The organism is Butyrivibrio hungatei DSM 14810, from assembly GCF_900143205.1.
Taxonomy (GTDB): Bacteria; Bacillota; Clostridia; order Lachnospirales; family Lachnospiraceae; genus Butyrivibrio; species Butyrivibrio hungatei.
Map to the genome: position 1 here is coordinate 619996 of NZ_FRDH01000003.1, position 25024 is coordinate 645019.

Genomic DNA, 25024 nt, shown 5'->3' on the forward strand with positions numbered 1-25024 from the left:
CTGGAAACCAGCGAATAATCACATTGATAAATTTTTATCAGAACAGATTAATTCTAGCATACACCTTAGACAAATGCAATAAAAAATAACTCCCTTTCGGGAGTTATTTTATAAAAAGTCAATAATTTGATATTTTTTTAACAGTATTTAATTTTCAGGCTCGATCAGTCCGTATGTATTTCCTTTTCTCTTGTACACTACATTAACCTGATCAGTTTCCGCATTAACAAATACAAAGAAGTTATGTCCGAGAAGTTCCATCTGTACACAAGCGTCCTCAGCATACATAGGCTTTGGGTCGAATTTCTTCATACGCTCGATCTTGATCTCTTCATCATCCATATACTCGCTGTCAATGAACTCTTTCTTGAAGTTGCTGGCCTCTGCCTGCATCTTGTCAACAAGTTTGCTCTTGTATTTCTTGAGCTGTCTCTCTATGACCTCTTCTACAAGATCGATAGATGCATACATGTCGTTGCTGATCTGCTCAGCACGAATGATCTTACCTTTTACGGGAATGGTAACCTCAATCTTATGCCTTTCCTTGTCCACATTAAGTGTAACGTTAGCAATTGTGTCAGGAGTGAAATACTTTTCAAGCTTTCCAATCTTTTCTTCAACTGCTGCCTTTAATCCGGGTGTCACATCAATGTTCTTTCCTACGATAGTAAATCTCATGCAATCATCCCCTTTGCTACCACCATAGCCAGCTAAAATTCACTGACTAAAGGCTTTTTATTTATGAAGATATTATACCATTTCAGAAAGTGTATATGCAATTCAATCCGGTTCATTTTACTTTTTGTGAGAAATGCACAAATAAATATCTATTGCTTTTTATTGTGTAAAATACATTTGTAATTAACCTTTTTTGTGGACATTGTGGATAACTTCGTGTATAAGTCCAAAAATCAGCATTTGCTCCCTGTGGATTGTGGATAACTTTTGAACAATGTATGAAAAAAAAATTATTTTTTGATGTTGACTTTTTCCTTTATGTGCAAATTGGAGAATTTTACTTTCTGCAGATCCTTAAGGTGACAAGGCTACAAGGTGGTATTGTCACCTTTAAGACTTTTCCACATGCCTCAAAGCCTTCAAATTTCTTTTCCACAACCTTTCCAGGATTTTCAAAATCATTGTAATCCTTCATATTTCCTGACAAGATGGCACCTTCAGCTGATGCAACTTCCATTTCTCTAAAATCAATCTCAACGATATTATCCTTATCAACATCAATATTATTTAGAGAAACAGTTATTATTCCATCTTTGTCAATTGATACTGATTCATTTACATTCGAAGCAACATCCTCACCTATACCGATCTTTTCATCTCCCTCAAGGTAACTCTCAAGAAGATCAGCGTCCTGATGATGCCTATACATATGAAATACATGATAGGTTGGAGTCAGCACCATCTTGTCATCCTCAGTAAGGATAACTGACTGAAGCACATTTACTATCTGAGCAAGGCATCCCATCTTAACTCTGTCAGAATGCTTATTGAAAATATTGAGCGTGGCACCAGCAACCTGAGCGTCGCGCATAGAATTCTGCTGAAAAAGAAATCCCGGATTAGTACCCTCTTCCACATCATGCCAGCATCCCCACTCATCAACCAGCATAGCAATCTCTTTATCAGGATCGTACTCAGACATAATATGGTCATTTATAGTAATGATCTCATCCATATAATATGCCTTGCGCATAGCCCTATAATATTCTTCTTTTGAGAATTCTTTTGCACTGCCCTTATGTTCCCAGTCATTTACAACAACATAGTAATGAACAGAAAATCCGTCCATGAAACCATGGGTTCCCTTTGGCGCAGGATGTCTATAGCAGGTTTCAAGAATTTCTCTTGTCCACTTGTAGTCATCTGCATTTGGTCCGCAGCAGACCTTTTTGATGGGCTTATTTCCATTGTAGCAGCGAACATAGGTCTGATAATTTCTGTATTTATTGCCATAATAGTCAGCAGTCATATTGCCGCCGCAGCCCCAGTTCTCATTACCAACGCCAAAATAATCAACAGTCCAGCCTTCCTCGTGCCCATTTTCTTTTCTAAGGTCAGCCATAGGAGAAACGCCGTTAAAGGTCATATACTCAACCCACTCGCTCATTTCTCTTACTGTGCCACTTCCAACATTACCATTAACATAGGTTTTGCAGCCAAGCTGCTTACAAAGTTCGAAATACTCATGGGTTCCAAAGCTATTATCCTCAATAACTCCGCCCCAATGGGTATTTATCATCTTCTTTCTCTTTTCCTTTGGACCAATACCGTCCATCCAATGGTACTCGTCAGCAAAGTTTCCACCCGGCCAACGAAGTACTGGAATCTTAATGTCTTTTAACGCATCGACCACGTCTCTGCGCATGCCGTTGACATTATCAATCTTCGAATCATCCCCTACATAAAGCCCACCATAGATACATCTCCCCAGATGCTCACTAAAGTGGCCATAAACCTCAGGCTCTATGTGACTTAATCTGTGATCTTCATTTATGTGTAATTTCATATATAACCCCTTATTTATCCCTTAACGCCGCCAAGTGTAATACCTTTAACAAAGTTGCCCTGTATAAAAGGATAAGTTACAAGAATTGGTAAAACGCCTACAGTCGCCATGGCCATCCTGACGGAAACAGATGGTATGGAGGCAAGACCTATTCCAGCATCCTGAATATGAGCACTGTTCTGGGACAGATACTGAATATTCTGCATCATCCTGTTAAGCAGATTCTGCACTGAGTATAGGTCCGTTCTCTTTGTCAGATAAATATAGCCATTCATCCAGTCATTCCAGTACGCAATACCTGCGAAAAGACCTATCGTAGCGACTATAGGCTTTGAAAGCGGAAGTACAACGCTAAGGAAAGTCTTGAATTCCGAAGCGCCATCAATATAAGCAGCATCCAGGATCTCATTTGGAATGCTACTACAAAAATATGACTTCATAAGAAGTACGTTAAATCCATTCATCAAAAGTCCCGGTATCAGAAGTGCCCAGAAGGTATTTTTGATACCAAGTGTGATTGAATAAACCATGTATGTTGGTACAAGTCCGCCATTAAATAACAAGGTAAAAAATACAAGGAATAACAGTACAGATCTTCCCGGAAGTCCTGGCTTGGACAGAGCATAAGCCAGCATAGTTGTAATAGAAAGAGCTATTACTGTTCCTACTATTGTCAGGATAATAGATATGCCATACGCATGAAGTACTGAATTGCCCGTCTTAAAGATGTATTCATAAGCATACACACTCCATTTTTCCGGAGTAAAAGAATATCCATTGGCAATAAGAGTGTCGTTATCCGTAAATGATGAGATAACCAAAAGTACAAACGGCACCACTGCAAGGGCAGACAAGATTATCATCACAATATGAGCAAATATCTGAAAATGTCTTTCTTCTCGAGTTCTCATTTTATCGTCCTTCCTGTCTACTTTTTAGAACAATGCATATTCCGGATCTATCTTTTTAACGATCAGATTAGATCCCAAAACCAGAATAAAACCTACAATAGACTGATACAGGCCAGCTGCAGAAGACATGGACATATCCCCGAGCTCCAAAAGTCCTCTGTAAACGTAGGTATCAATTGTGTTTGTGACACTAAATAATGCACCCTGGTTCTGTGGAACCTGGTAAAAGAGTCCAAAATCTGAATAAAAGATCCTTCCTATTGCCAAAAGAGTCATCATTATAATAGTAGTCTTTAAAAGAGGAATCGTTATCTGGAAAATCTGTTGCCACTTGGAAGCTCCGTCAATAGATGCTGATTCATAGATACTTCTATCTATTCCAAGAATGCTGGCAAGATAGATAACACAGTTGTAACCAATTCCCTTCCAGGCACTTACAAATACCAGAATAAATGGCCAGTATTTCTTTTCCATGTACCATGATACAGGGTCCATCCCAAGAGGCTTTAATATTGAGTTATTGATGAATCCATTTTCCGTAGAAAGAAATCCAAATACCAGATAGCTTACGATTACCATAGATATCATGTATGGCAAAAGAATAAAGGACTGATATGCCTTTTTAACCTTGGATGTCAATTCCGCCAACAAAATAGCTACAAATATTGCAAGTATTGTGTTGACCAGGATAAACACCAGATTATACACGATAGTATTTCTTGTGATTACAAAGGCATCCTTGGTAGCAAAGAGATACTTGAAGTTCTTAAAGCCCACAAAGTCTGATCTGAAGATACCTTTTTTTGCATTAAATTTCTTGAAAGCCAGAACCAGACCAGGAAGTGGAAGGTAATTGTTTATAAAAAGATATATCAGTCCCGGTGCAGCCATGATATATAAAGGAATATATCTTTTAATGTTTTTTCGGTTAGTCTTTTTTGAAGGCATATTATCACCCTTTCAAGTAATTCGTCTTAAAAGAAAAGCCCCCGAAAGAATCGGAGGCTTTTTATCATTTTTAATTGATTCCGTTCTCCTTAGCCCAAGCATCAAGAGCTTCCTGCTTGGCAGCCATATATTCATCAAGTCCAGCAGCCTTAAGTGCATTCTCAAGATCTGCGATACCTTTTTCAGGTTCTACGAAACCATAAACAACAGATGGTCCAAACTCATCGTAAGCATTCTTAAGAGCTGTGTACTCAGATGCATAATCTGAATTGTCCCATGTGAAGCCAAGAGCTTTTGACTTACATGCACAGTTGTCATTGAAATCCGAGATCTGCTGACCAAGGTCAAGTGGATCTCCCTGCCATACATATGTTACGTATGGGTTAGGCATAAGCCAAAGAACGTTTGGATAATACTCTGAATTGTTTGCATCAACGCCATCAGCATATGTGATAGTTCCATCAGAGTTAACCTGGAAATCTTTTCCTTCCTGTCCCCAGCACATAAGTGTTTCGATTGTTGAATCTGTGTAAAGAGCATTGAGTACCTGAAGTGTAGCTACAGGATCTTCTGTGTTCTGGTTTACACACCATGGGAATGAAGAAATTGATGAAGAACTCATAAAGCTCTCACCTACATCAAATACAACCATATCTCTTCCGCACTCACCAGAGATCTGTGTCTTATATCCAGGCTTGCAGCAAGCCATCATAGCCATATATGATCCAGATTTAACCTTTGCAGATGCACCTGTTGTATCTGTAAGAGCATCCTGTGAAAGGTATCCAGCCTGATTCCAGTCATACGCTCTCTGTACCCACTCTTTGAAGATATCTGATGCATAAACATCTTCGATCTTAAGTGAGTTCTGTGGATCAAGAAGTGTTCCAAAGTAGTCACCACCAATGTTATCTACTGAGCTACCCTGTGTAAGCTCGTTATCCTGGATAGCCATTACGTACTTATCAGGATATTTTGCATGTAACTGGCTGTAGATCTCGTTGATATCATCCCATGTAGCCTTAGGATAGCCAAGGTCACTAAGTGGAAGCTTAGAAACATCATATCCTATACCATCAAGGTATTCCTGTCCTACGCATACCGCGCAAGTTTCAATAGCGTAATCCTTGATTGGAGGTGTTCCATATAAAACTCCGCCAACTCTGCAGGCATCAAGGTAGTCCTGACGAACCTTTTCCTTTATACCGCCGCAATAATCATCAAACATTCCGTTTTCTTCAAGATCAAGAGTATAGCCATTATTGATAGATGAACTATATCCAAGAATACATGTTGAGAAGATATCTACCTGCTCACCAGATGAAAGCATAAGCTTCATGTCATCTCCATAAGCAGCTGAATCAATGATCTGAAGTTCAACGTCAAGTCCAAGTGTCTCTTCTGTATAAGCGCAAAGAGCTTCATTTACTCTATCAAGGCCTGCTGGTCTACCTGTCCAGTCAAAGAAAGAAATAACAACCTTCTGATACTTTCCTGACTTCTCAGCTTCTGCCTTTCTATCAGCGATTGCCTGAGCAGCCTTATCTGACTCTACTGCGTCGCCGCCTTCGCTTGTTGCCTCAGTCTCATCAGCACTCTCTGTCTTTTCCTGTGACTGAGCCTGTTCACCTGTCTCAGTTGCTGCACTGCCACATCCGCTTAATACCATGGCTGCAGTTGTTGCACTTAGCAATAAAGAAGCAATTTTCTTTTTCATAGCATCCTCCATAATTTAGCAACAATTCATATTCATTTTTCTTCCAGTTATGTTAATCGATTAACTTGATAAGTAAAATATATGACAACCCAAATGGGTTGTCAACATGATTTCGTGCAAATAATATACAGTTTGTTAATAGATAATGAATATAGCAAAAGATTATTGTGCATTTTTAACAATGCTTAAACGTTTTACTATGATTTACAGTTCTAAAACTGATTCTCTGTCGATCAAACGACACGGAACCTTGATCTCATCAGGTACTTCCTTGCCTTCCATCTTGTCAAAAAGAAGTTCTACAGCTCTTTTACCAATCTGCAGACGGTCAATCCTCATGGTTGTAAGACGTGGTGTCATGAAATCAGATATCATCTCATCATCAAATCCTACGATTGATATATCTCTTCCAGCCTGCTTGCCATTTTCAAAAAGATATTTGTAAACACCACCAGCGTTTCTATCACTCATACAAAAGATTGCTGTAATATCCTTGGACAGCAATTCTTCTGCAGCTCCATAGCTAAGTTCCTTGCCCCATCCTGCATAGCATACAAGTTCAGGATTGTACAATATTCCTGCATCAAAAAGCGCCTTCTGATAGCCCAGAATTCTGAGCTTGGTATGGATATTCTCCTGTTCACCTGCCATAACGCCGATCTTGGTATGGCCTTTCTTGATAAGGTGCTCAACTATAAGCCTTGCCCCTTCTTCATCATCGATTACTACAGATGGCACATCTTTTTCTTGAGAATATGCGTAAGCAAGAACTGATGGTATCTGGTATTCACTTGGGAACCTGTGAATATTACGGGCATGACCAGCAACATAGACAATTCCATCCACTCTGATGGATGCCATCTCCTGAACCGCCGGATCCATGACCGAGTAGTACATCTTTTCATTGTCAAACCAAAGATCCTGCCATCTGGAATACAGACGAAGGTTCTGAACTATAGTCCTGTAGCCCCTTTCTTCACATACTTCCATGATACCCTCAATGATCTCAGGAGTAGTGAACTGAACTATATCCTCTGCTATTACGCCTATAGTCTGAGTCTTTTGTTTTCTAAGGCCCTGAGCTACATAGTTCAATTTGTAGCCTCTTTCCTTGACTACGGCCATTACCTTTTCTCTAGTTTCTTCGCTAACTTTATTCTTGCCATTAAGAATATTTGAGACGGTAGCTGTAGAAACCCCACATTCTTTAGCTATCTCTTTTAAGGTTATCATTTTAATTTCCTGCCTCTAACATCAAAAAATCACAGTACCCACCTGCGGTTAATCGTTTTATTTATTTTATTATACAGGTGGGATTATTGCAAGAAAAGAATGATCCTCAGCTTCATTTCATGTGCTCCTAGTTCATCTATATAAAGATTATCAGCAGAGTAGTGCTAATAATCCATATGAAGCAAGCCCCAGACTTGCAGCGCAGCAGCTTGGTGCATCAATAAAAATATCCAGTTTAGTCGCCCTGAACCAAAAACCAACGAGCTGGAATACTACCGGATTCAATATCACGCACCATATTGGAGCATAGATAAAGCCCATAATAATAAGCACTATGACAGCGATCGCCGGAATGATGACCAGCATTGAATAAAGCGTAAAAAACGGTACATAAATCTGCTTAAATACTGACTGGATCACATCTTCAGCAAGCTTCTCATCTGCTTTTGCTATGATCTTTCTGTATATTGTTGGCTGCTGGCACAGGAAAGTATGGATCATAAATCCCCCCATTGCCCCGATCAGGAAAATTATAGAAAGCACTGTTGAAATGACAGGATGTTCAGCATGAAGAGTCATCATGAGCGCAATAAACCCGCAGGAGTACATAGGTACTGCAAACATCGCAAGAATATCAGACCACACAAACCTCCAGTGGGCCATATTTTTCCATTCGCTGTCAATGACGCCCATCTTACCAAGTTTCTTATTGTTCGGTCCCTTTAAATCCAACAAAAGATCTGCAGTAGCACAAAGAAGACCACCAATAATTCCAATTACTGCCAATATAGTATTCATTTTCTTTTCCTCTGTTAAAAGCTCAGTAGCACTCCTCTACTGAAAACTCTCCTTCATTTTTCAAAGATCCACTCATCTTAAGAAAGCCTCAACCATAAAATTCTCATGGTCTTGCTTCGAACCTTTTTCATAAGACTCATGTTATCAGCAAACAAAAAACAGCCCCGGGCTTACACTCATTTGGGGCTGTTTTACACTGATATTCAGATTAAGGAATTCTTACTCAGTATATTTATATCTTTTCATAATCTGACCAGATATTATACAGATGGTTGTTCCTGTCACACCCAGAATAAACATCATCATTGCGGCGCCTGATCCCTTTCCGCTTCCGAAAAGAAAAGTCCAGAACGGATCATTACTTTTCAATGCCATAAACGGTTCGCAGATCTTGTCTACAAAGAGTCCACCAAGGAAAAGACCTATTGGAATAGTAAAGAACTGCAGAGTATTTCTGCAGGCATATACTCTTCCCTGAAGCTCTATTGGAATAACATTGCGCATTATTACATTCTGGTTGGCTGCCATGAGTGGAACAAACACCCATCCTATTATCTGGCCTATGCACCATAAAACAGAGCTTCTTGCAAAGGCCAGTAAAAAGTTCTCTATCCCCAGTGCAAAAAGCATCGTGAGATATATGACTCTTACCCTGTCCTTGGGCTTTGGCAAGATCATTGGAAGGAAACTTCCTGCCACCATGGCCAGTCCTGAGCATGCTGTTACGATTCCATAAACATTGTTACCTTTTTGAGGTATAACAAGGGCCGGAAGTACAGCATCAAAGGCTGAAGCTGTGAGGTTAACACCCGCCATAAACAGTATTACAGTAAGTATGAGTGGAGTTTCCTTTAGGAACTTTAGTCCCTCCTTAGCCAGTTTGATCACGTTTTCGTCCTTACTTGTTCCGTCCTTGATCTCTGGCAATTTTATAAAGAACAATAATGCCACAAATGCTATGGCAAAAGACAAAAGATCTACCGCAATAACCGTATCAAGGCCTGCCAGTCCATAAAGAGCAGCCGCTATGAGCGGATTGCCAATTGAAATAAGCGAACGGGACAATTGCTGAAAGCCACTGGTCTTTTGATAATGCTCTTTTGGAACGATAAGTGAATATGCCACTTCTGAAGCAGGCTGCTGAACAGTGTTCATGAGACCCGAAAAGGCATTGATGGCATATAGGTGCCACATGGTCAGCGTATCAGTTTTGTACAGTACAAATACAACAACCGTTGTAAGTGCCGCTAAAAGATCGCATATGAGCATGGTTTTCTTTTTATCGAATTTATCTGTTATTGCTCCGGCAAAAATGCTCATAATGACATATGGCGCATATGTACAGATTGTAAGTGCTGCAGTACTCAGCGCTGATCCAGTCTTTTCATACATCCACAGTGTCAGCGCAAATCCAGTTATTGCACTTCCAAGCTGTGACAAACTCTGTGTTATCCAGATTATGTAAAAATCTCTTAATTCCTTTATTCTGTTTTTCATTATTATTTAACCTCCATACAAATATTTTTCATCTGCATGGAGCATATACACTACAATTGATCATGTCCTTCCTCCTTCTTGTTATTATAAACGGATATCATTCTATTGACATCACATTCTTTTTCCAACATATCAGCGCAATAATCACTATGTATATTGCTGACAGTACAACATAAAACCTATAAGCAACACAATTGTCGGTGCCCACGCGCAGATATTAGATAAAATCCTCATTACAACCGGCGGGCAATGGAATACCATATTTCTTATTGTAAACAGTGAATCTCGGTCCCTCTTCTCCGATCTTTCCATTAGGCTCAAATCCACATTTCTTCAGGACTTTCTGAGACGCAACATTGTCAGGATCTGTCTCAGCTTCTATAGCAATTATCCCTGGATGGTCAAATGCCCATTTTAATGCCAGCTTAACAGCCTCTGTCGCATAGCCATTTCCCTGAAACTCCTCAAAAATTCCATATCCGATTTCAGGGTTTTCTTCCTCAAGTCCTTTGAAGCACAAATCTCCGATGTGCGTCCCATCTGTCTTTTCTATCATCCACATAGCATACCAGTCCCACTGGTCTGGATGCGCAAGGCACCCATCAAGCATTTCACCATATGCCTTCTTAAGTTCATCATCCTTTTCTGCCAGGATGCTGTTCTCCATCTGCTCTCTATTGGCAGGATAAATCCTTATTCTATCTGTTTCCATCTTAATTCTCCAATTGTTAATCAAAAATCTGTCCGGGAAGCTTTAATTTTTCTCCATTTTTCATCGTTAAGAAATTAAAAGCTCACCAATTTCTATATGTGGATTCCTATATCTGGCGGAACTCTTCTCTCTATTATGGTGTATAGCATTCTTAGCCTATCATCCCTTCAGAAACTTGATCACATCATTCTTTTTATTTATTTTTTCAATGATTGACGTATCTAATGAACCCAATAAATCTTCAAACTGAATCTGCGACTTTCTTCTTATTTTCTTAAGTATCTCAGTGTCTTTCAGCTTTCTTGCAGCTTCACTCTTTGGATATCCCTGCCCAAACGGTTCAGAAAAGAGCGCTTTTATTGTTTTATCAAAGTTTTCAACGCCTGCCCAAGTATAATCTTCGCCCAATGGAAGTGAAATAGCATTACCATTATTGATCTGTGCAAACAGATAAGCGTCCTTTGGAGTAGGCGCATATCCACAAATTACTCCAGGCATACTGTTACACGCCAGCATCATTCCCTGTCCGGATGAACAACCGGTAACAACAAAGTCAACTGCGCCGCTTGAAAGTAGCAAACCAACAAGAACCGAAACATCTATATAGGAGTACTTTTCCTGCTCATCTAAAGTACAGCCAAAGTTTATGACTTCAGCATCTTTAGGGGCATATTTTTTTACAGTATTGAAAATAAGCTCATTTTTTTCAGCCTGAGAGCTCGCTTGAATTATTCCTATTCTCATAACGTCATCCTTAATGTCCTTGTTTTCCATAAATCCCCCTGTCATAGCGTGAATTTCTTTAACTACAACACATTTCTTCCTGTTTTACACTTACTTTTTTTGTGCGAATCATGCATGCGTTATAGCCTGCATAATGAATTCTTCATTCTGATTATCCTCGAAAAATTTCCCCTGAACAAAGAAGGTAGTGTCTTCCTCATGAAGCTCGCTTTTTTCAAAACCACCGGTGTTCTTCGGAGTAAAGCAAAGGACAACTTTCTTTATCTTAGATCCAAATGCCCTGATCACTTCATCTACTGCCCCATTCCCAATGATGGTATGTAAGATAAGTGTATCATCCTCCATTTCAGCAATGGCATAGCTACCACATTCCTCAATATAGAACAAGTTTTCCGTCATAAACTGTGAAAGATAGAACATATATAGTCCGGAATTTCCTACCATATACAACTGTGCGTTCTGCTCATTTGTATCAAGTATCTTAATAGCCCTGTCAAAATCATCCTTACCCTTAAGCGGAATATTTTGGGCTTTGCATTCATCGGATATTGTCACTTCTTTTGTATACTGATATTCCTTTGCTTCTTTAAAACCAAATTTAGGATAAAACTCAAGTACAGAATCATTGGCGAAGAGGTAGATTCCATCAACTTTCCCGTCATAATCTTTCATAACCTCTTCCATCAAGACTCTGGCATACCCTTTTCCTCTATGATCATTGTCCGTCATGATTGTACCAAGTTGGATCAGCTTTACAATTTTACCCTTATAATTCATATTGCAGGCGTTGACTGAAACATTTGAAACAACCTCTCCATCTATTACTACAGAATATGGAATGTAGTTATCCTTCCAAAAACCGTTTTGATACCAATTTTCAAAATTTAGCCCAAAGGTCTTTTCGGCAAGTCTGTTAAAAGATGCCCTAAGAGCATCATTGTTCCTGTAATTCTTTTCTATACAATAATTCATAATTTCATTCTCCATAAAAAAGCCGAATGATAGTTCTCACTACCATTCGGCCAATATTCATAAGAATTAGAAGATTCTTCTGACTGCAAGTACTGTACGGTAATCAGCATTTGAAATCTTGATACCTGTAGATGCTGTTGATGCATGAACAATCTGTCCATTACCAATATAGATAGCTACATGACCTGAGTAACATACGATATCACCAGGCTGAGCATTTGCAAGTCCATCTACAGCTGCACCTACGCTTCTGTCTGCACCAGATGAATGAGGAAGACTAACACCGAAGTTAGCGTAAACACTCATTACGAATCCTGAGCAGTCAGCACCATTTGTAAGTGATGTACCGCCATATACATAAGGATTGCCAACAAACTGCTGAGCAAACTGTGATACAGCAGATCCGATAGAGCTTGTATCTGTTGTATATGAGCTAGCTGAGTTATAGCTTGTCTTACCTGAAGATTCAGCATTCTTGGAAGTACCTTTTCTTGCGGCTGCCTGAGCTGCTTCTCTGGCTGCCTTTTCTTTTGCAAGTCTGGCTTCCTCTTCTGCCTTTGATTCAGCTTCTACAAATTCTGTAGAAAGTGTTACGTAGTCAAGTGATACATAACCATCACCTTCCTCGATACTAACCTTAACCCATCCGTCAAGCTCTTCTTCGACAACAAGTTCGTCTTCGATAGGAACAAGTCCAAGGACCTCTTCATCAAGTCCCGGGCCACTTCTAACTTTAAGAGTTGTAGTTGTAACTGTTGCAATTCTAGTTCCAACTTCCTTGGCAAGTTCAACAGCATCTTCGCCAGTTACGCAATATTCTGCTTTGACGTAACCTTCAACTGTACCAGATTTGATCTTGTACCAGCCGTTTTCCTCTTCTATGAAAGTACCTACTGACTTGTCATATAACTTACCAATGATCTCACCGTCTTCTTCACTAGGAAGATCGCGGACATTTACATAATCATTAACCCTTGCAATAACAAGGCTCTTAAAACGCTCTTCTTCGGCTTCTTCTGCTGTAGAAGCACCTTCAGATGCGCTATCTTTCTTACTAATTACTGCGCCTGTAGCGCTCTGAATATCTTTAAGGATGTTTTCCGTAATAGTTGATGCCAGCGGTGTTTCATCAGTAACTGCTGATGAATTAGCAATTTCACTGTTCGCCTCCTTGCTAGTACTTACTGAGCTGGAATTATCAGTCTTTGGTGAGTTCTCATCAACAGACTGCTGAAGTGCTGAAAGAGAAACCTGATTATCACCAAGCGCATATGTTATACCTGCCTGTGGCAGAACAGTTTTTACCTTATTGGATGATGCCGCTGAAGCATCAATACTCATATTGGAAAATATAAGGGCAGCTGTCATACCAAGAACGGCAAGCTGCTTTGCTCTATTTTTCAAAGTGGGCCTCCAAATCATCAAAATCAATTGTTACATTTTTTTTCACATTTGATATAAATATACGCCTTTTGATCATTTTTGTCAAATTTTATCAATTTTTCATATCACTTTTCTTTGCCCACCAGGAAGTCCTGAACCGCAGTAACAGCGTTTGCGCCGTCTGCTACAGCCGTAACGATCTGGCGCAATCTCTTTTGTCTAGAATCACCAGCCACAAATATACCCGCCTTCGAAGTTGCACAATCTTCTCCTGCAATTACATATCCTTTTTCATCAAGTTCAACAATATCAGCAAAAAGATCTGTGGAAGGATGTATACCTATAGCAACGAATATACCATCAACATCGAGTTTCTGCATTTCTTTGGTCTTAACGTTCTCTATCTGCAGGTGAGTAACCTTATCTTCGCCGTCAATCTCTTTTACTACGCTGTCCCAAATTACTTCTACATTATCAAGGCCAAAGAGCTCTTCCTGAAGGATCTTGGTTGCTCTGAGCTCATCTCTTCTGTGGATAAGGTAAACCTTGCTGCAAAATCTTGCAAGGAATATAGCATCCTCAACTGCCACATCACCGCCGCCGTTAACAGCTGTGACTTTGCCTCTATAGAATGCTCCATCACAAGTTGCACAGTATGATACACCCTTACCGATGTATTCTTCTTCACCAGGAATGCCAAGTTTGGAGTGATGGGCACCTGTTGCAAGAAGTACCGTGTGAGTTTCATATGAAGAGTCCTCAGTCACAACCTTAAATACTGGTGCCTTGGTATCAGAACCTTCTGAAACACATTCAATGCCAGTTACAACGCCGTCAACAAACTCTGCGCCGAGCTTATCAGCATGCTCTCTAAACTTCATACCAAGATCAAATCCGTTAACTCCTGGGATTCCAAGGTAATTATCCACCTCATAGGTATCAATTATCTGGCCTCCGCTTACTGGATTTTTTTCTATAATGATCATGTTAAGTCCAGCTCTTTTAGCATATACTGCTGCTGAAAGTCCCGCTGGTCCTGAACCTACAATAACTAAATCGTACATAGTAGCCTCCTTGTATCAAAAAACAAATTTAAATTGTGTACAATCGAATTTTAACACTAAATCGTTTTTTGTAAATAGTTTTTTTCTAAAATAAAAATTAAATGATGTTGTATTTCTCTAGAGCCTTGTATATTCCATCGTTTTCAAGGTAGTCTGTCACATCATTCGCATATTTTTTAGCATCTTCAGATGCTCTACCCATAGCAATGCCCACATTAGCTGTAATGAGCATCTCTTTGTCGTTGATACTATCTCCAAAAGCAATAGTATTCTTGATATCTTCGCCAAGAAGCTCGCAAACCTTCTCTATACCTGTCCCTTTGTTAAATCCCTTAGGAACCATCTCACAGATATTCTCAGTGTGAAGCATCACATCGTAGAGATCTTCAAGTTCCTTAAAACAGCTTTCTTTATCAGAGCCATTGGTGTCACAGGAGAGCTTGTTGATCTCCCAATTACCCCAGTTGTCCTTGATTCCCAGGCGCCTGTCACCCATTTCAGTCATGACCTTCATGCCATACATGTCGTCCTTGAAATCTTCATATTCCATATAAAGATACTTTGGTCCCTCGAGAATTGGTTTAAATCCATATCTTCCAATGGTCTCAACTGTTCTGATGCACTCATCCCTAGTAAGAAGCTTATTAAAGATAACTTCGTCTCCATACTCGATCATGCAGCCGCATGCTGACACGATTCCATCAAACCCTATGCCTAAAAGGTCTTTATGCTTGATATGAGCCCTTGCTCGTCCTGAATTGATAAAACACTTATGTCCGTTCTTTCTAGCCTTCCTGATGCCTTCTATAGTGCTCTCAGGTATGTAATTCTTGTAATCCCAAATTGTTCCGTCTACGTCAAAAAATAAAACCATTAGATCCAACCACCATCTATTCTAATAATCTGTCCTGTCATGTATGCAGGGGCATCAGCAAGCATCACAGCAAGTCTGGCAACTTCTGATGTATCCCCCATCCTTCCTGCAGGAATCTCTTCGCAGAGCTCATCCAGATCTTCCTTTGTCAGATGATCTCTGTTCATATCTGTATCTATGACACCGCAGGATATTGCATTAACCTGCACTCCGCTTGGTGCCAGCTCTTTGGCCAGTGCCTTGGTAAAAGAGTTAACGCCGCCCTTAGAGGCTGAATAGGCAACTTCGCATGATGCACCAACTTCGCCCCATACAGAAGTGATGTTGATGATCCTTCCTGAATGCTTTTTAACCATCATAGGAACCGCAAACTTGGAGGTATTAAACAGGCTGTCAAGATTAGTAGACATCATGCTATCCCAATCTTCTTTTTCCATATCTGTCAAAAGACCTATGAAAGCTACGCCTGCGTTGTTGACTACGATATCGATATCTGGAATTTCTAAAAACATCTCTTTTACCGCCGTATAGTCACCAGCATCGCATTTATAACAGTGGCAAGTTACACCGTACTCTGCAGTTAGATCCTTTGATAGTTTCCCTAGTTCTTCAATATTCTTTTTACATGTTAAAAAGAGCTCGTCTTTTTCTTTGGCAAAAGCCTCTGCGATCGCTCTTCCTATTCCTCTGGAAGCTCCAGTAATAAGGACTTTTCTGTTCACTTTTTTACCTTTCTATATGCACAAATGCACAACTATTCCTATTCTAACAAAAAAAGCCTGATATGAAACGTTAAAATTTCATATCAGGCCTAAAATTCATATAAACATATCAGCAACGTTTCATTGCATCTAAAACAGATTCTTCGATGAAAGGCTTTGAAACAAACTCGGCAGCTCCAAGCTTTAATGCCTCCATCATCTTTTCCTTCTGTCCTGCAGCTGTTATCATAACAACCTTCGCATCAGGAAAGCTCTTTTTAATGAGCTTAAGTGACTCAATGCCATCCATCTCAGGCATTGTGATATCCATTGTCACAATGTCTGGCTGGAGCTTAACATAGCTGTCAAAGCCCTCTCTGCCGTTTACAGCTTCGCCTACGATCTTGTAGCCAGCTCTTTCTAATATATCCCTCAAAACCCTTCTGGATGTTCTGGAATCATCAACTATCAGCACGTTTTTCATATTTTGTCCTCCATCAGATGTTAGTATCGCCCTTAACTGAAATAATATATTTTATCTGTGCTCCACTGATATGAACTGGAAGCACCATGATTTCCTCGCTTGTTACTTCCTGATGATTCACATAAAAATCCGGTGGTTCAAGCTCAATCTTTGCTTCCTGCTGGCTTCTGTCTGTGGCATAGAGACCATTGATACAGTTGATAAGCTCGCAGACTGCATCCAGCGCATCCTCTCTAGTATCAATAAATTCTTCCTTGGTATATGCAACTGCCATCTTCTGCACGTCGTCATACTTGCCTGCAATTGCTACAAAGGCTTTTTCATCCTGATGGAACTTCTGATATCCCAGAACTTCCTCATTTACAGCCGTGGTAAAAGAAGCTTCTCCAACATAGACATGATTATCAACCAGTCTGTAAAGGTTTTTGACTCCCATGGAGAACATCCTTATAAGCTGCTCATTTTCAGTCTTTAGGAAAATAGGAACCATCCTATCTACTTCACCAGACTTAAGAGTTGCCATATCGGTTTCCGTGAAGCCATGCTCCATCTGGTATTTGTCTTCTGCTTCATGAAGTTGTTCAACTGAAAGAAAGCCAAGATCAACAATGGCCTGCAGAAATGCAAGATAAGAATTACCCTGAAGCTCTAGCAGTCTTCCCACCTGAGTTTCAGTCAGATATCCCTTGTCAACAGCGATATCACCAAAGCGCATATCCATAGTAGCCTGCAGCATATTAACCTGCTCGGCCTGCGCTATAGACATAAGCTTCTCATTAACAGCAATGACTCCAAGCTTAGCTCTGTGAGAGTCCTGAATCTTGTACGCCTCATTTAGCTGCCCCGATGTCAGGAGCTGTTCCTTAACAAGATAATCACCTAATAGCCTGTCTAACATAATTTCTTCTCCTAGTAAAAAAGCTTGTTGCTCTTTTATGTATAAGACAAAAATACGGACAATAGCCTACTGTAATACCATTGTAGACTATTATCCGTTCATAAACAAGCTATTTGTTGCCATTCACAGTTTGGGGATGGTAACAGCTATTTAGTAAAACACAAGGTGTTGTGTGCTCTCTCGTGAGGTGCGTGAACGCTGCCTTTGTGACTTCTGGCTTCTAGCGTTGATTTTGCCCCTGACGCCTCTATACGCCGAATTTTGTCAATATTGAAACATTTCCCGCAAATCTTTACCCCTAAACTCCTGATTATGGGTAAAGATTTTTCAAAACGCCTTACTCATTGAAAATCAAGCTTGAAAAAAGGGGTTAAAACAGCCCAAAAGGGTAAAGAATAATCAAAAAAGTTCTCATATTGCCTTCATTTTAGAGTACAAAAGCCCTAACACAAAAAATAACAACTCCTGCCAAGATGGATATTCCGACTTGTAACTTCTTTTTATTTTCTTTTGACAATCTCTTTCCTGTAATCAGATCAATTATCAGTGTTATTAATAATCCTATAAATGCTGCCATTGCAGTAATATATGCAAGTGCAACAAGCACAATAGCTAAATGAAACATATATACTTCACCCCAAATCTTCTTTAGAAATTTCAATAGATGGATAATGCTCAAGTAAAGTCAGATCTTCATCCATTGGAACCTCGTATTCCATATAAAAATTATCAGGATTTGCTTCCTGAAGTTCCTCAAGTTTATTCTTCACATTCTGCTCATCTTCAGAAACATAGACGACAGAAACAACTCCTACATTCTCGCTCTGATTCTGGCTACTTGGCTCAACGCTTCCGCACAGAATCATCCTTACTTTTTTCATAATACTCCTCCTATCATTCAACAAGTTCCATCTCATCATTCATCTTCACAAAGCCATATCTCTCATATAGTGGTCTTCCCATGTCAGTAGCCTCTAGTGAAATAGCAGACACACCCTGAGCCTTTGCATCCTTCACTAATAGATCAAGCGTATTATAAGCTATACCACGCCTTCTATGATCTGGAGCAGTGTACATATTCATGATGTAAGCCTTCCTGCCAGAGGGATTATGATACGTCGGCATAACTCTAAAATAGCTCACGCCTCCAGCACCAACAAACTCTCCATCATCAAACACAAGATACGCAGTATGACTTCCATCTAAAAGAGCTTTCTCATAATAATCTCTTGATTCGCGCTCCACTTCGGACATATCAACATTGTCATCAAGCTTGTTTGCAGCGCGAAGGACCGTAATTCTCGTACCAACTAGCACATCAAGATCGTCTATAGTAGCTTTCCTGTACTCCATGCAGCTATCTCCTATTTCGTCACTCTATAAATCCCATACCACGTCTTACTGTATCAGTCTTTTCTTTACCAATAAGTCTTTCAAGTAAAGTATATGCCACATCTGGTGCAGTCTGAGGGCAGTATGAAGTCACAACATTTCCATCTACTACAACAGGCTCATTTACTACGTCAACACCGAATTCAGCAAGCTCTTTTTGTCTATAGCCCTCACTCAAGTGATAAGTGGTTGCTTTCCTTCCAGCTAATACGCCGCTTTTACCAATAGGAAGAGAACCAACGCACACGCTAGCAATATTTTTTTTGCTATCATTAAAGTCTCTAATAAGCTTCAAAAATCTCTCATCATAGGCTTCTTCAAAAAAGCCATAGAGATGATCGCCGCCAGGAATAGCCAGGGCATCATAGTCAGATGCGTTTACCTCTGAAATAAGCTTATTGGCTTTGATCTCAGTGTTCCAGAATGCACTTGGAACCTCACGTGTAAAGCCGCAAGTGTCAACTTCCACATCATAGCCATACTCACTCTTTGCCCATCCAAGAACGTCATAGAATGGAGCAAACTCCATCATTTCAAAGCCCTTACAACAAAACAATAGAACTTTCATAGCTCTCCTCCTGTAGTAAAATTATGAATTTCTGAATGTGCATTTTTATATTTAGCTTATTTTATGCTACTTCCCACAAAAAGAAAAGCCCTAGGCCGCATAGCCTAAGGCTTTTCCACTAATTATTTATAGCAAAACTCCATTTTGAGAATTTCTTACAGTTGGAATCTCAGTTTCGTCCTTATCTTCCAAATGTTCCCCTGAGTACTTCTGAGTCTCTTTTGCTATTACATCAGACAAAAGAAGCACCGCAATAATGTTAGGGATTGCCATGAGCCCATTGAAAAGGTCCGCGATATTCCAAATAAGGTTAAGCTCCACAACAGAGCCAACAAATACTGCAGCCACCCACAGACACTTGTAGATGATGATGACCTTTTCTCCAAAAAGATAAACAGCGCATCGCTCACCATAGTAGTACCAGCCAAGGATCGTAGAAAATGAAAATGTGATAAGACCTATAACAAGGATAGGCACTCCGATCACAGGAATTCTGCCAAATGCAAGAGATGTAAGCTCTGAGCCATTGCCAGAAAGTGCATCAATTCCGGGATTCTTGATGATGCTTGAAACAAGAACAAGTCCTGTCATGAGACATACAACAACCGTATCCCAGAAGGTTCCTGTCATAGAAACAAGAGCCTGTCTCTTAGGGTTTCTAGTCTGTGCTGCAGATGCCACAAGTGGAGCAGATCCCATTCCTGATTCATTAGAGAAAAGACCTCTCGCAAAACCGTATCTGCATGCAAGTGCAACTGTGCTTCCCACAAAGCCGCCGCCTGCAGCCTTGGTAGTAACTGCAGAATTTATAATAGTAAGAACTGTCTCACCAAGAACATCAGCGTTCATCACTAGGATTGCAAGACATCCAACAATGTAAAAAATAGCCATGAAAGGCACAAGTCTTTCAGAAACCTTAGTGATAGACTTGATGCCGCCAAGGATTACAAGTCCAACTACAACGCACAAGAAAATTGCTGTTCCATACATTATCATCTTGTCAGTGTGCTCATCACCAGAAAAGTTCTGTCTGATATTTGTAACTATGGCATTTGCCTGCACCATGCAGCCAATTCCAAAGGCACATACAGCTGCAAGAAAAGCAAAGATAATTCCAAGAATTTTTTGGTTAAGGCCTCTGTCAAGGGCATACATAGCTCCGCCGATCATGGAACCATCCTCACTCTTAACCCTGTATTTAACTGAGATCAAGGTCTCTGCGTACTTGGTAGCTATACCAAAGATACCAGTAAGCCACATCCAAAGCACTGCTCCAGGTCCGCCCAGGGCGATAGCTGTGCCAACACCGATGATATTACCTGTTCCAATAGTAGATGAAAGAGCTGTAGTAAGGGCTCCAAACTGTGATACATCACCTTCCACATCAGGATCTTTTGTTACAGAAAGCTTGATTGCTTTAAAAATATCTTTCTGTATAAATCCTGTTCTAAACGTCATAAAAATATGTGTTCCAAATAAAAGTATGATAAGTGGCCATCCCCATAAAAAGCCGTCTATCTTCTCGATAATTTCCGAAAAACTCAACCTAACTAATTCCTCTCTTATTTTTTTCCGCCCGAATATTCTATCACAATAATAAAAAATGAACCATGAAAAAATGAGCCCTAGGGACGGAGGTTAGGGCTCATTTTGGAAACTGGTTTATTTACTTTTTACTTGTACGAATTATCAGGAAATCCGGCTTGTGATATAGATCTGTGTAATCAGGATACTTAGCTAATATCTCATCATTTGGAAGTGGCTCCACCATCTTATCAATGACAAATCCGTCTTCAACTAATGTATTAACTATCGTCGAGAACATCCTGTGATACTTCTTTATATTATCTACAAACCAGCTACTCTCATTCTCCCTTTCGTAGCCGTAACCTTTAAGGTTGAGGTAGATCTTTTCGCCATTCTCATCTCTTGTCCATCTCTCGCCGCCGCTAAAGCAGGTACTAAATGGATGCTCCTGGGAAAAGATAAACTGGCCGCCATCAGCTAAAAGGCTATTAATAGTCTTCACTGCTCCCGAAAAGTCTTCAACATAATGGAATGCCAGTGAACTGATGACTATGTCAAACTTCTCAGTGATCTTGCCAATATCCTCGATTGGCATAAGTTCATAGGTGATCTTTGGATCGCTATTTTCTTTTCTTGCTACTTCCAGCATCTTTTCAGAAATGTCAATGCCATAAACTCTCTCAGCTCCCATACGAACATATTCCTTGCAATGCTCGCCAAATCCGCAGCCAAGGTCTAAGACTCTTTTCCCCTTCATATCTGGAAGAAGTGAGAAAAGAACTGGAATCTCAAAGAGGTCATTGGCGTTCTTCTCGCCAGCTCTAAGTTTCTTGTAACCGTCAAAAAAAGTTTCGTTGTCAAAAATATTCTGCTGTGCCATCTTTTTTCTCCTCCGTCATTTTTTCAAGCATCTGACTATAGTTACTATGATTGAGATCAAACTAACAACGGTCCCAACTATAAGCGTTAAGCCTGGAATAATGATTGATAATACTGGTATTGGATGTCCATGAGCCTCGGGATTCCAAGGTATCAAATGTAAGTCCGCATACATACCAAAAAAAATGCTACACACAAATAATGCTAACATAATAGGTATCCAGATTAGCGCCCTATATGGGCTTTTCGTTTTCTTTTCTTCTATTTGTTCCATTCCCCAACTCTCTCCTTTACAAATATGCTGTGAGCCAGCGTATGAGCCCACTTAACAACTATAACAAAAAACAGGCTAAGGATTCAAACAAATCTTAGCCCGTTTAGCACTTTTCATTTTCTTTTTTGACAAAAACGCTTCATGCAACCTTCATATCATGAAGTTTCTTCACAACTGCGTTTGCAAGATTACTATGTCCGCCTTCATCCATATGCTCGTCATCTACGCTGCTAGGCATCGCAAAATCAGATGCAGCAAGGAACTGATTACCTCTCTTAGAAGCTATGCGCTGATATTCCTCTTTAAGGCCTTTACTGGTCTCAACAGAAAAAGAGTCAAACTCAGGATCTTTTTCCGGTCTCCAAACCTCAGCACCAAGCTCGATTGGAGATACCACAAGGATATTCTCAGGATCAACATACTTTTCTAATTCGTCAAGGCAGATTTCAAGGCCTTTGCCAATGATATGTGGATTGGCGCCAAATCTCTTTTTACAGTCATTTGTACCAAGCATGATGATTGCAGCGTCCAATGGGTAATTGCTCTCAAGTGATAGTGAAAGAATCTCAGCACCCTTTCTAAAAGGTCTAAGCTGATCCTCAAACACTGTTGTCCTGCCGCAAAGCCCATCCTCGATTATTCTCGCATTATCCTTTAATTCTTCTTGCACAAGACTTGTCCATCTGGTGCCCCAGGCGTATCTCTCTGTGGTGCCAGGGATGAGTCCCCAAGTATTTGAATCTCCGAATGCAAGTATGTTAGACATAATTTTTCCCTCTCTCATAATTAACCGCAAACAATCCACATATCTTATGAATTAATCATAAGAGCTGTCAGCCTATCACACAATTAAGGAAAACTTATCGTCTTCTATTGGTTTTAATTTATGTCCACCAAAAATGAGCCCTAACCTCCGTCCCTAGGGCTCATTTTAGCTTCAGAATCGCACTTAAGATTTTCTGGGCAGCCTCGTCCTTACTCATGAGTTCCAGCTGAGTTTCGTTATCTTTTGTTAAAAGAGTTATGACATTAGTATCTACGCCAAATCCAGCTCCAGGGGTCTTTAAGTTATTTGCACAGATCATATCAAGGTTCTTTTTCTGAAGTTTCTTCCTTGAATTTTCAAGCATATCCCTTGTTTCCATAGAAAATCCGCAGAGAATCTGACCTTCCTTCTTGTGAGCGCCGAGCCAAGCAAGGATATCTTCCGTTCTCTTAAGGCTTATTGCAAGATCTGAGCCATCCTCCGATTTTTTGATCTTGTCGTTTGCACATGTTACAGGAGTATAGTCAGCAACAGCAGCTGCCTTAATTATAATATCCTGTTCTTCTGCTCTTTTTGTAACTTCCTCGAACATATCAGCAGCTGAAGTTATCCTTACAACATTTACATAAGATGGAACGTCGATATCTATTGGTCCTGCAACCAGTGTAACGTTGGCGCCTCTCTTTGCTGCTGCTTTGGCAAGTGCCACGCCCATCTTGCCTGTTGAATGATTGGTAATAAATCTTACAGGATCGATTGCTTCTCTTGTAGGGCCAGCTGTTACGAGAACGTTTAGCCCTTCCATATCTTTGTTAAAAGAAACTTCGCTTACTATAGTCTCTAAAATCTTAGCAGGTTCTTCCATTCTGCCTTTGCCAATAGTTCCGCAGGCTAGATAACCATCTCCAGGCGTTACGATCACATATCCGAGCTCTTTAAGAGTCTTGAGGTTCCTCTGAGTCACAGGATTCTCATACATCTTGGTATTCATTGCAGGCGCAATTATCTTGACGCAGTTACAGGCAAGAGCTGTAGTTGTCAGCATATCATCTGCGATTCCGCAGGCAATCTTAGCAATGCAGTTTGCTGTAGCAGGAGCTATCACAAGAGCGTCAGCTTTGTCAGCTAGAGCTATATGCTCAACTTCCCAAGGATGATTTCTGTCAAAAGTATCAGTAACGCATCTATTGTGTGTCAGTGCCTCGAATGTAAGAGGTGTAATGAACTGTGTTGCATTCTCAGTCATTATGACATCAACATTTGCATGCTGTTTTACCAGCTTAGAAGCAAGGTCCGCCGTCTTGTATGCAGCAATTCCTCCAGTTACTCCAAGTAATATATTTTTTCCTTCTAACATCCTACAATCTCCTTACTTATTTGCCACAAAGATATCTCTAAGTCCTCTTAGCAAAAGATCAGGCTCATAATGGACCTTTGCATCGCACTTTATCCATGGAATTACAAGTTTTCCAAGGCCGCCTGTTACTACTACTTTAAGATCTGGCATTTCACTTGTAAGCCTTTTTGCTAGTTCTGATAACATCAGCCCACATCCGGCTACAGCACCGGACATCATGTTTGATGATGTATCTTTCCCCAGTAGTTCTTTTACCTCAGAAGCTCTAAGTTTAGGAAGCTGAGAAGTATGCTCAGCCTCTGCATTTAGAGACAGCTGAACTCCGGGACAGATCATTCCGCCAATTATCCTGCCCTTATGATGAGCATCGCCCAGATCAGCTACAGTAATAGTGGTGCAGGTACCAAGGTCGCACACAAGAACAGGTGCTCCATACATAGTCGTAGCGGCAGTCACATCCACAATACGGTCCATACCGATGCTTCCCGGTTCATATTTAGAAAGATCAATTCCAGTATCAAGAAGAGGCCCCATTAGAAGCGGCCTCTTTCCTGTAATCTCTTTAAGCGCGTCAAGGCAAACGTCATTTATCTCAGGAACTACAGAAGACAAAATTGCCCCCTCATAGGCACATTCTGTTCCGCAAACACCATTTTCAGTAAAGGCATCAAGCAGCTCTTTTACCAAATAATCTCTTCTAGTCTGTATCCTGCCAGTCCGTTCTAGGGACTCTCCATCCCACACCCCGACAACAATATTCGAATTTCCTATATCAATTGTTAATATCTTTCCCATGAAAAG

General features: G+C 40.3%; 26 protein-coding genes. All 26 read right to left on the minus strand.

The window, feature by feature from the left end:
* Window positions 1-147: 147 nt before the first annotated feature.
* The 26 genes from hpf to BUA02_RS03065 all read right to left on the minus strand — a co-directional run bounded on the left by hpf (window position 148) and on the right by BUA02_RS03065 (window position 25018).
* The gene (gene hpf / locus BUA02_RS02935; RefSeq protein WP_072700794.1) at window positions 148-678 is read right to left on the minus strand and encodes a ribosome hibernation-promoting factor, HPF/YfiA family; all 531 of its coding nucleotides are present in this window, start codon (window positions 676-678) and stop codon (window positions 148-150) included.
* Window positions 679-1015: 337 nt separating this feature from the next.
* A complete protein-coding gene (locus BUA02_RS02940) occupies window positions 1016-2524 on the minus strand; it encodes an alpha-N-arabinofuranosidase (RefSeq protein WP_072700796.1) in 1509 nt (502 codons plus the stop codon).
* Window positions 2525-2538: 14 nt separating this feature from the next.
* A complete protein-coding gene (locus BUA02_RS02945; RefSeq protein WP_072700798.1) occupies window positions 2539-3435 on the minus strand; it encodes a carbohydrate ABC transporter permease in 897 nt (298 codons plus the stop codon).
* Window positions 3436-3459: 24 nt separating this feature from the next.
* Window positions 3460-4383 (minus strand): ABC transporter permease, encoded by a 924-nt coding sequence (locus tag BUA02_RS02950; protein WP_072700801.1) that lies wholly within the window; start codon window positions 4381-4383, stop codon window positions 3460-3462.
* 70 nt (window positions 4384-4453) lie between these two features.
* Window positions 4454-6100, minus strand: coding sequence for an ABC transporter substrate-binding protein (locus tag BUA02_RS02955; protein WP_072700803.1), 1647 nt, complete (start codon window positions 6098-6100; stop codon window positions 4454-4456).
* Between the two features lie 204 nt (window positions 6101-6304).
* Window positions 6305-7333 carry a LacI family DNA-binding transcriptional regulator gene (locus BUA02_RS02960; RefSeq protein ID WP_072700806.1) on the minus strand — a complete coding sequence of 343 codons (1029 nt, stop codon included), beginning with the start codon at window positions 7331-7333 and terminating at the stop codon, window positions 6305-6307.
* 150 nt (window positions 7334-7483) lie between these two features.
* Entirely contained in the window at window positions 7484-8131 is a 648-nt protein-coding gene (locus BUA02_RS02965; RefSeq protein ID WP_072700807.1) for a DUF6796 family protein, read from the minus strand.
* Window positions 8132-8350: 219 nt separating this feature from the next.
* On the minus strand, window positions 8351-9628 hold the full coding sequence (locus BUA02_RS02970; RefSeq protein ID WP_071176881.1) for an MFS transporter: 1278 nt from the start codon (window positions 9626-9628) through the stop codon (window positions 8351-8353).
* A 217-nt stretch (window positions 9629-9845) separates the two neighbouring features.
* Entirely contained in the window at window positions 9846-10340 is a 495-nt protein-coding gene (locus BUA02_RS02975; RefSeq protein WP_072700809.1) for a GNAT family N-acetyltransferase, read from the minus strand.
* A gap of 159 nt (window positions 10341-10499) precedes the next feature.
* Window positions 10500-11114 (minus strand): RpiB/LacA/LacB family sugar-phosphate isomerase, encoded by a 615-nt coding sequence (locus tag BUA02_RS02980; RefSeq protein WP_242946458.1) that lies wholly within the window; start codon window positions 11112-11114, stop codon window positions 10500-10502.
* Between the two features lie 78 nt (window positions 11115-11192).
* Window positions 11193-12056, minus strand: a complete 864-nt coding sequence (locus BUA02_RS02985; protein ID WP_072700811.1) for a GNAT family N-acetyltransferase — start codon at window positions 12054-12056, stop codon at window positions 11193-11195.
* Between the two features lie 66 nt (window positions 12057-12122).
* Window positions 12123-13460 carry a C40 family peptidase gene (locus tag BUA02_RS02990; protein WP_242946459.1) on the minus strand — a complete coding sequence of 446 codons (1338 nt, stop codon included), beginning with the start codon at window positions 13458-13460 and terminating at the stop codon, window positions 12123-12125.
* A gap of 104 nt (window positions 13461-13564) precedes the next feature.
* Window positions 13565-14503, minus strand: coding sequence for a thioredoxin-disulfide reductase (gene trxB / locus BUA02_RS02995; RefSeq protein ID WP_072700815.1), 939 nt, complete (start codon window positions 14501-14503; stop codon window positions 13565-13567).
* Between the two features lie 97 nt (window positions 14504-14600).
* A complete protein-coding gene (locus BUA02_RS03000) occupies window positions 14601-15377 on the minus strand; it encodes an HAD family hydrolase (protein WP_072700817.1) in 777 nt (258 codons plus the stop codon).
* Window positions 15377-16099 (minus strand): elongation factor P 5-aminopentanone reductase, encoded by a 723-nt coding sequence (gene ymfI / locus BUA02_RS03005; protein WP_072700819.1) that lies wholly within the window; start codon window positions 16097-16099, stop codon window positions 15377-15379. Before ymfI ends, BUA02_RS03000 begins: the two co-directional genes overlap by 1 nt.
* A 109-nt stretch (window positions 16100-16208) precedes the next feature.
* Window positions 16209-16562: a response regulator gene (locus tag BUA02_RS03010; protein ID WP_071176890.1), complete on the minus strand. Its 354-nt coding sequence runs from the start codon at window positions 16560-16562 to the stop codon at window positions 16209-16211.
* Window positions 16563-16575: 13 nt separating this feature from the next.
* Complete coding sequence (locus tag BUA02_RS03015) at window positions 16576-17460, minus strand: chemotaxis protein CheX (protein WP_072700821.1); 885 nt, start codon at window positions 17458-17460, stop codon at window positions 16576-16578.
* A gap of 427 nt (window positions 17461-17887) precedes the next feature.
* Window positions 17888-18085, minus strand: coding sequence for a hypothetical protein (locus tag BUA02_RS03020; protein ID WP_072700823.1), 198 nt, complete (start codon window positions 18083-18085; stop codon window positions 17888-17890).
* 7 nt (window positions 18086-18092) lie between these two features.
* Entirely contained in the window at window positions 18093-18341 is a 249-nt protein-coding gene (locus BUA02_RS03025; RefSeq protein ID WP_072700825.1) for a hypothetical protein, read from the minus strand.
* Window positions 18342-18354: 13 nt separating this feature from the next.
* Entirely contained in the window at window positions 18355-18813 is a 459-nt protein-coding gene (locus BUA02_RS03030) for a GNAT family N-acetyltransferase (RefSeq protein ID WP_072700826.1), read from the minus strand.
* A gap of 19 nt (window positions 18814-18832) precedes the next feature.
* Window positions 18833-19420 (minus strand): DJ-1/PfpI family protein, encoded by a 588-nt coding sequence (locus BUA02_RS03035; protein WP_072700828.1) that lies wholly within the window; start codon window positions 19418-19420, stop codon window positions 18833-18835.
* A gap of 126 nt (window positions 19421-19546) precedes the next feature.
* Window positions 19547-20965 carry an alanine/glycine:cation symporter family protein gene (locus BUA02_RS03040; RefSeq protein WP_242946460.1) on the minus strand — a complete coding sequence of 473 codons (1419 nt, stop codon included), beginning with the start codon at window positions 20963-20965 and terminating at the stop codon, window positions 19547-19549.
* Between the two features lie 121 nt (window positions 20966-21086).
* Window positions 21087-21827, minus strand: a complete 741-nt coding sequence (locus BUA02_RS03045) for a class I SAM-dependent methyltransferase (protein ID WP_072700832.1) — start codon at window positions 21825-21827, stop codon at window positions 21087-21089.
* Between the two features lie 412 nt (window positions 21828-22239).
* The gene (locus BUA02_RS03055; protein WP_072700835.1) at window positions 22240-22866 is read right to left on the minus strand and encodes a GDSL-type esterase/lipase family protein; all 627 of its coding nucleotides are present in this window, start codon (window positions 22864-22866) and stop codon (window positions 22240-22242) included.
* A gap of 160 nt (window positions 22867-23026) precedes the next feature.
* Entirely contained in the window at window positions 23027-24223 is a 1197-nt protein-coding gene (gene coaBC / locus BUA02_RS03060) for a bifunctional phosphopantothenoylcysteine decarboxylase/phosphopantothenate--cysteine ligase CoaBC (RefSeq protein ID WP_072700837.1), read from the minus strand.
* A gap of 12 nt (window positions 24224-24235) precedes the next feature.
* Window positions 24236-25018, minus strand: coding sequence for a type III pantothenate kinase (locus BUA02_RS03065; RefSeq protein WP_072700839.1), 783 nt, complete (start codon window positions 25016-25018; stop codon window positions 24236-24238).
* Between the last annotated feature and the right edge of the window lie 6 nt (window positions 25019-25024).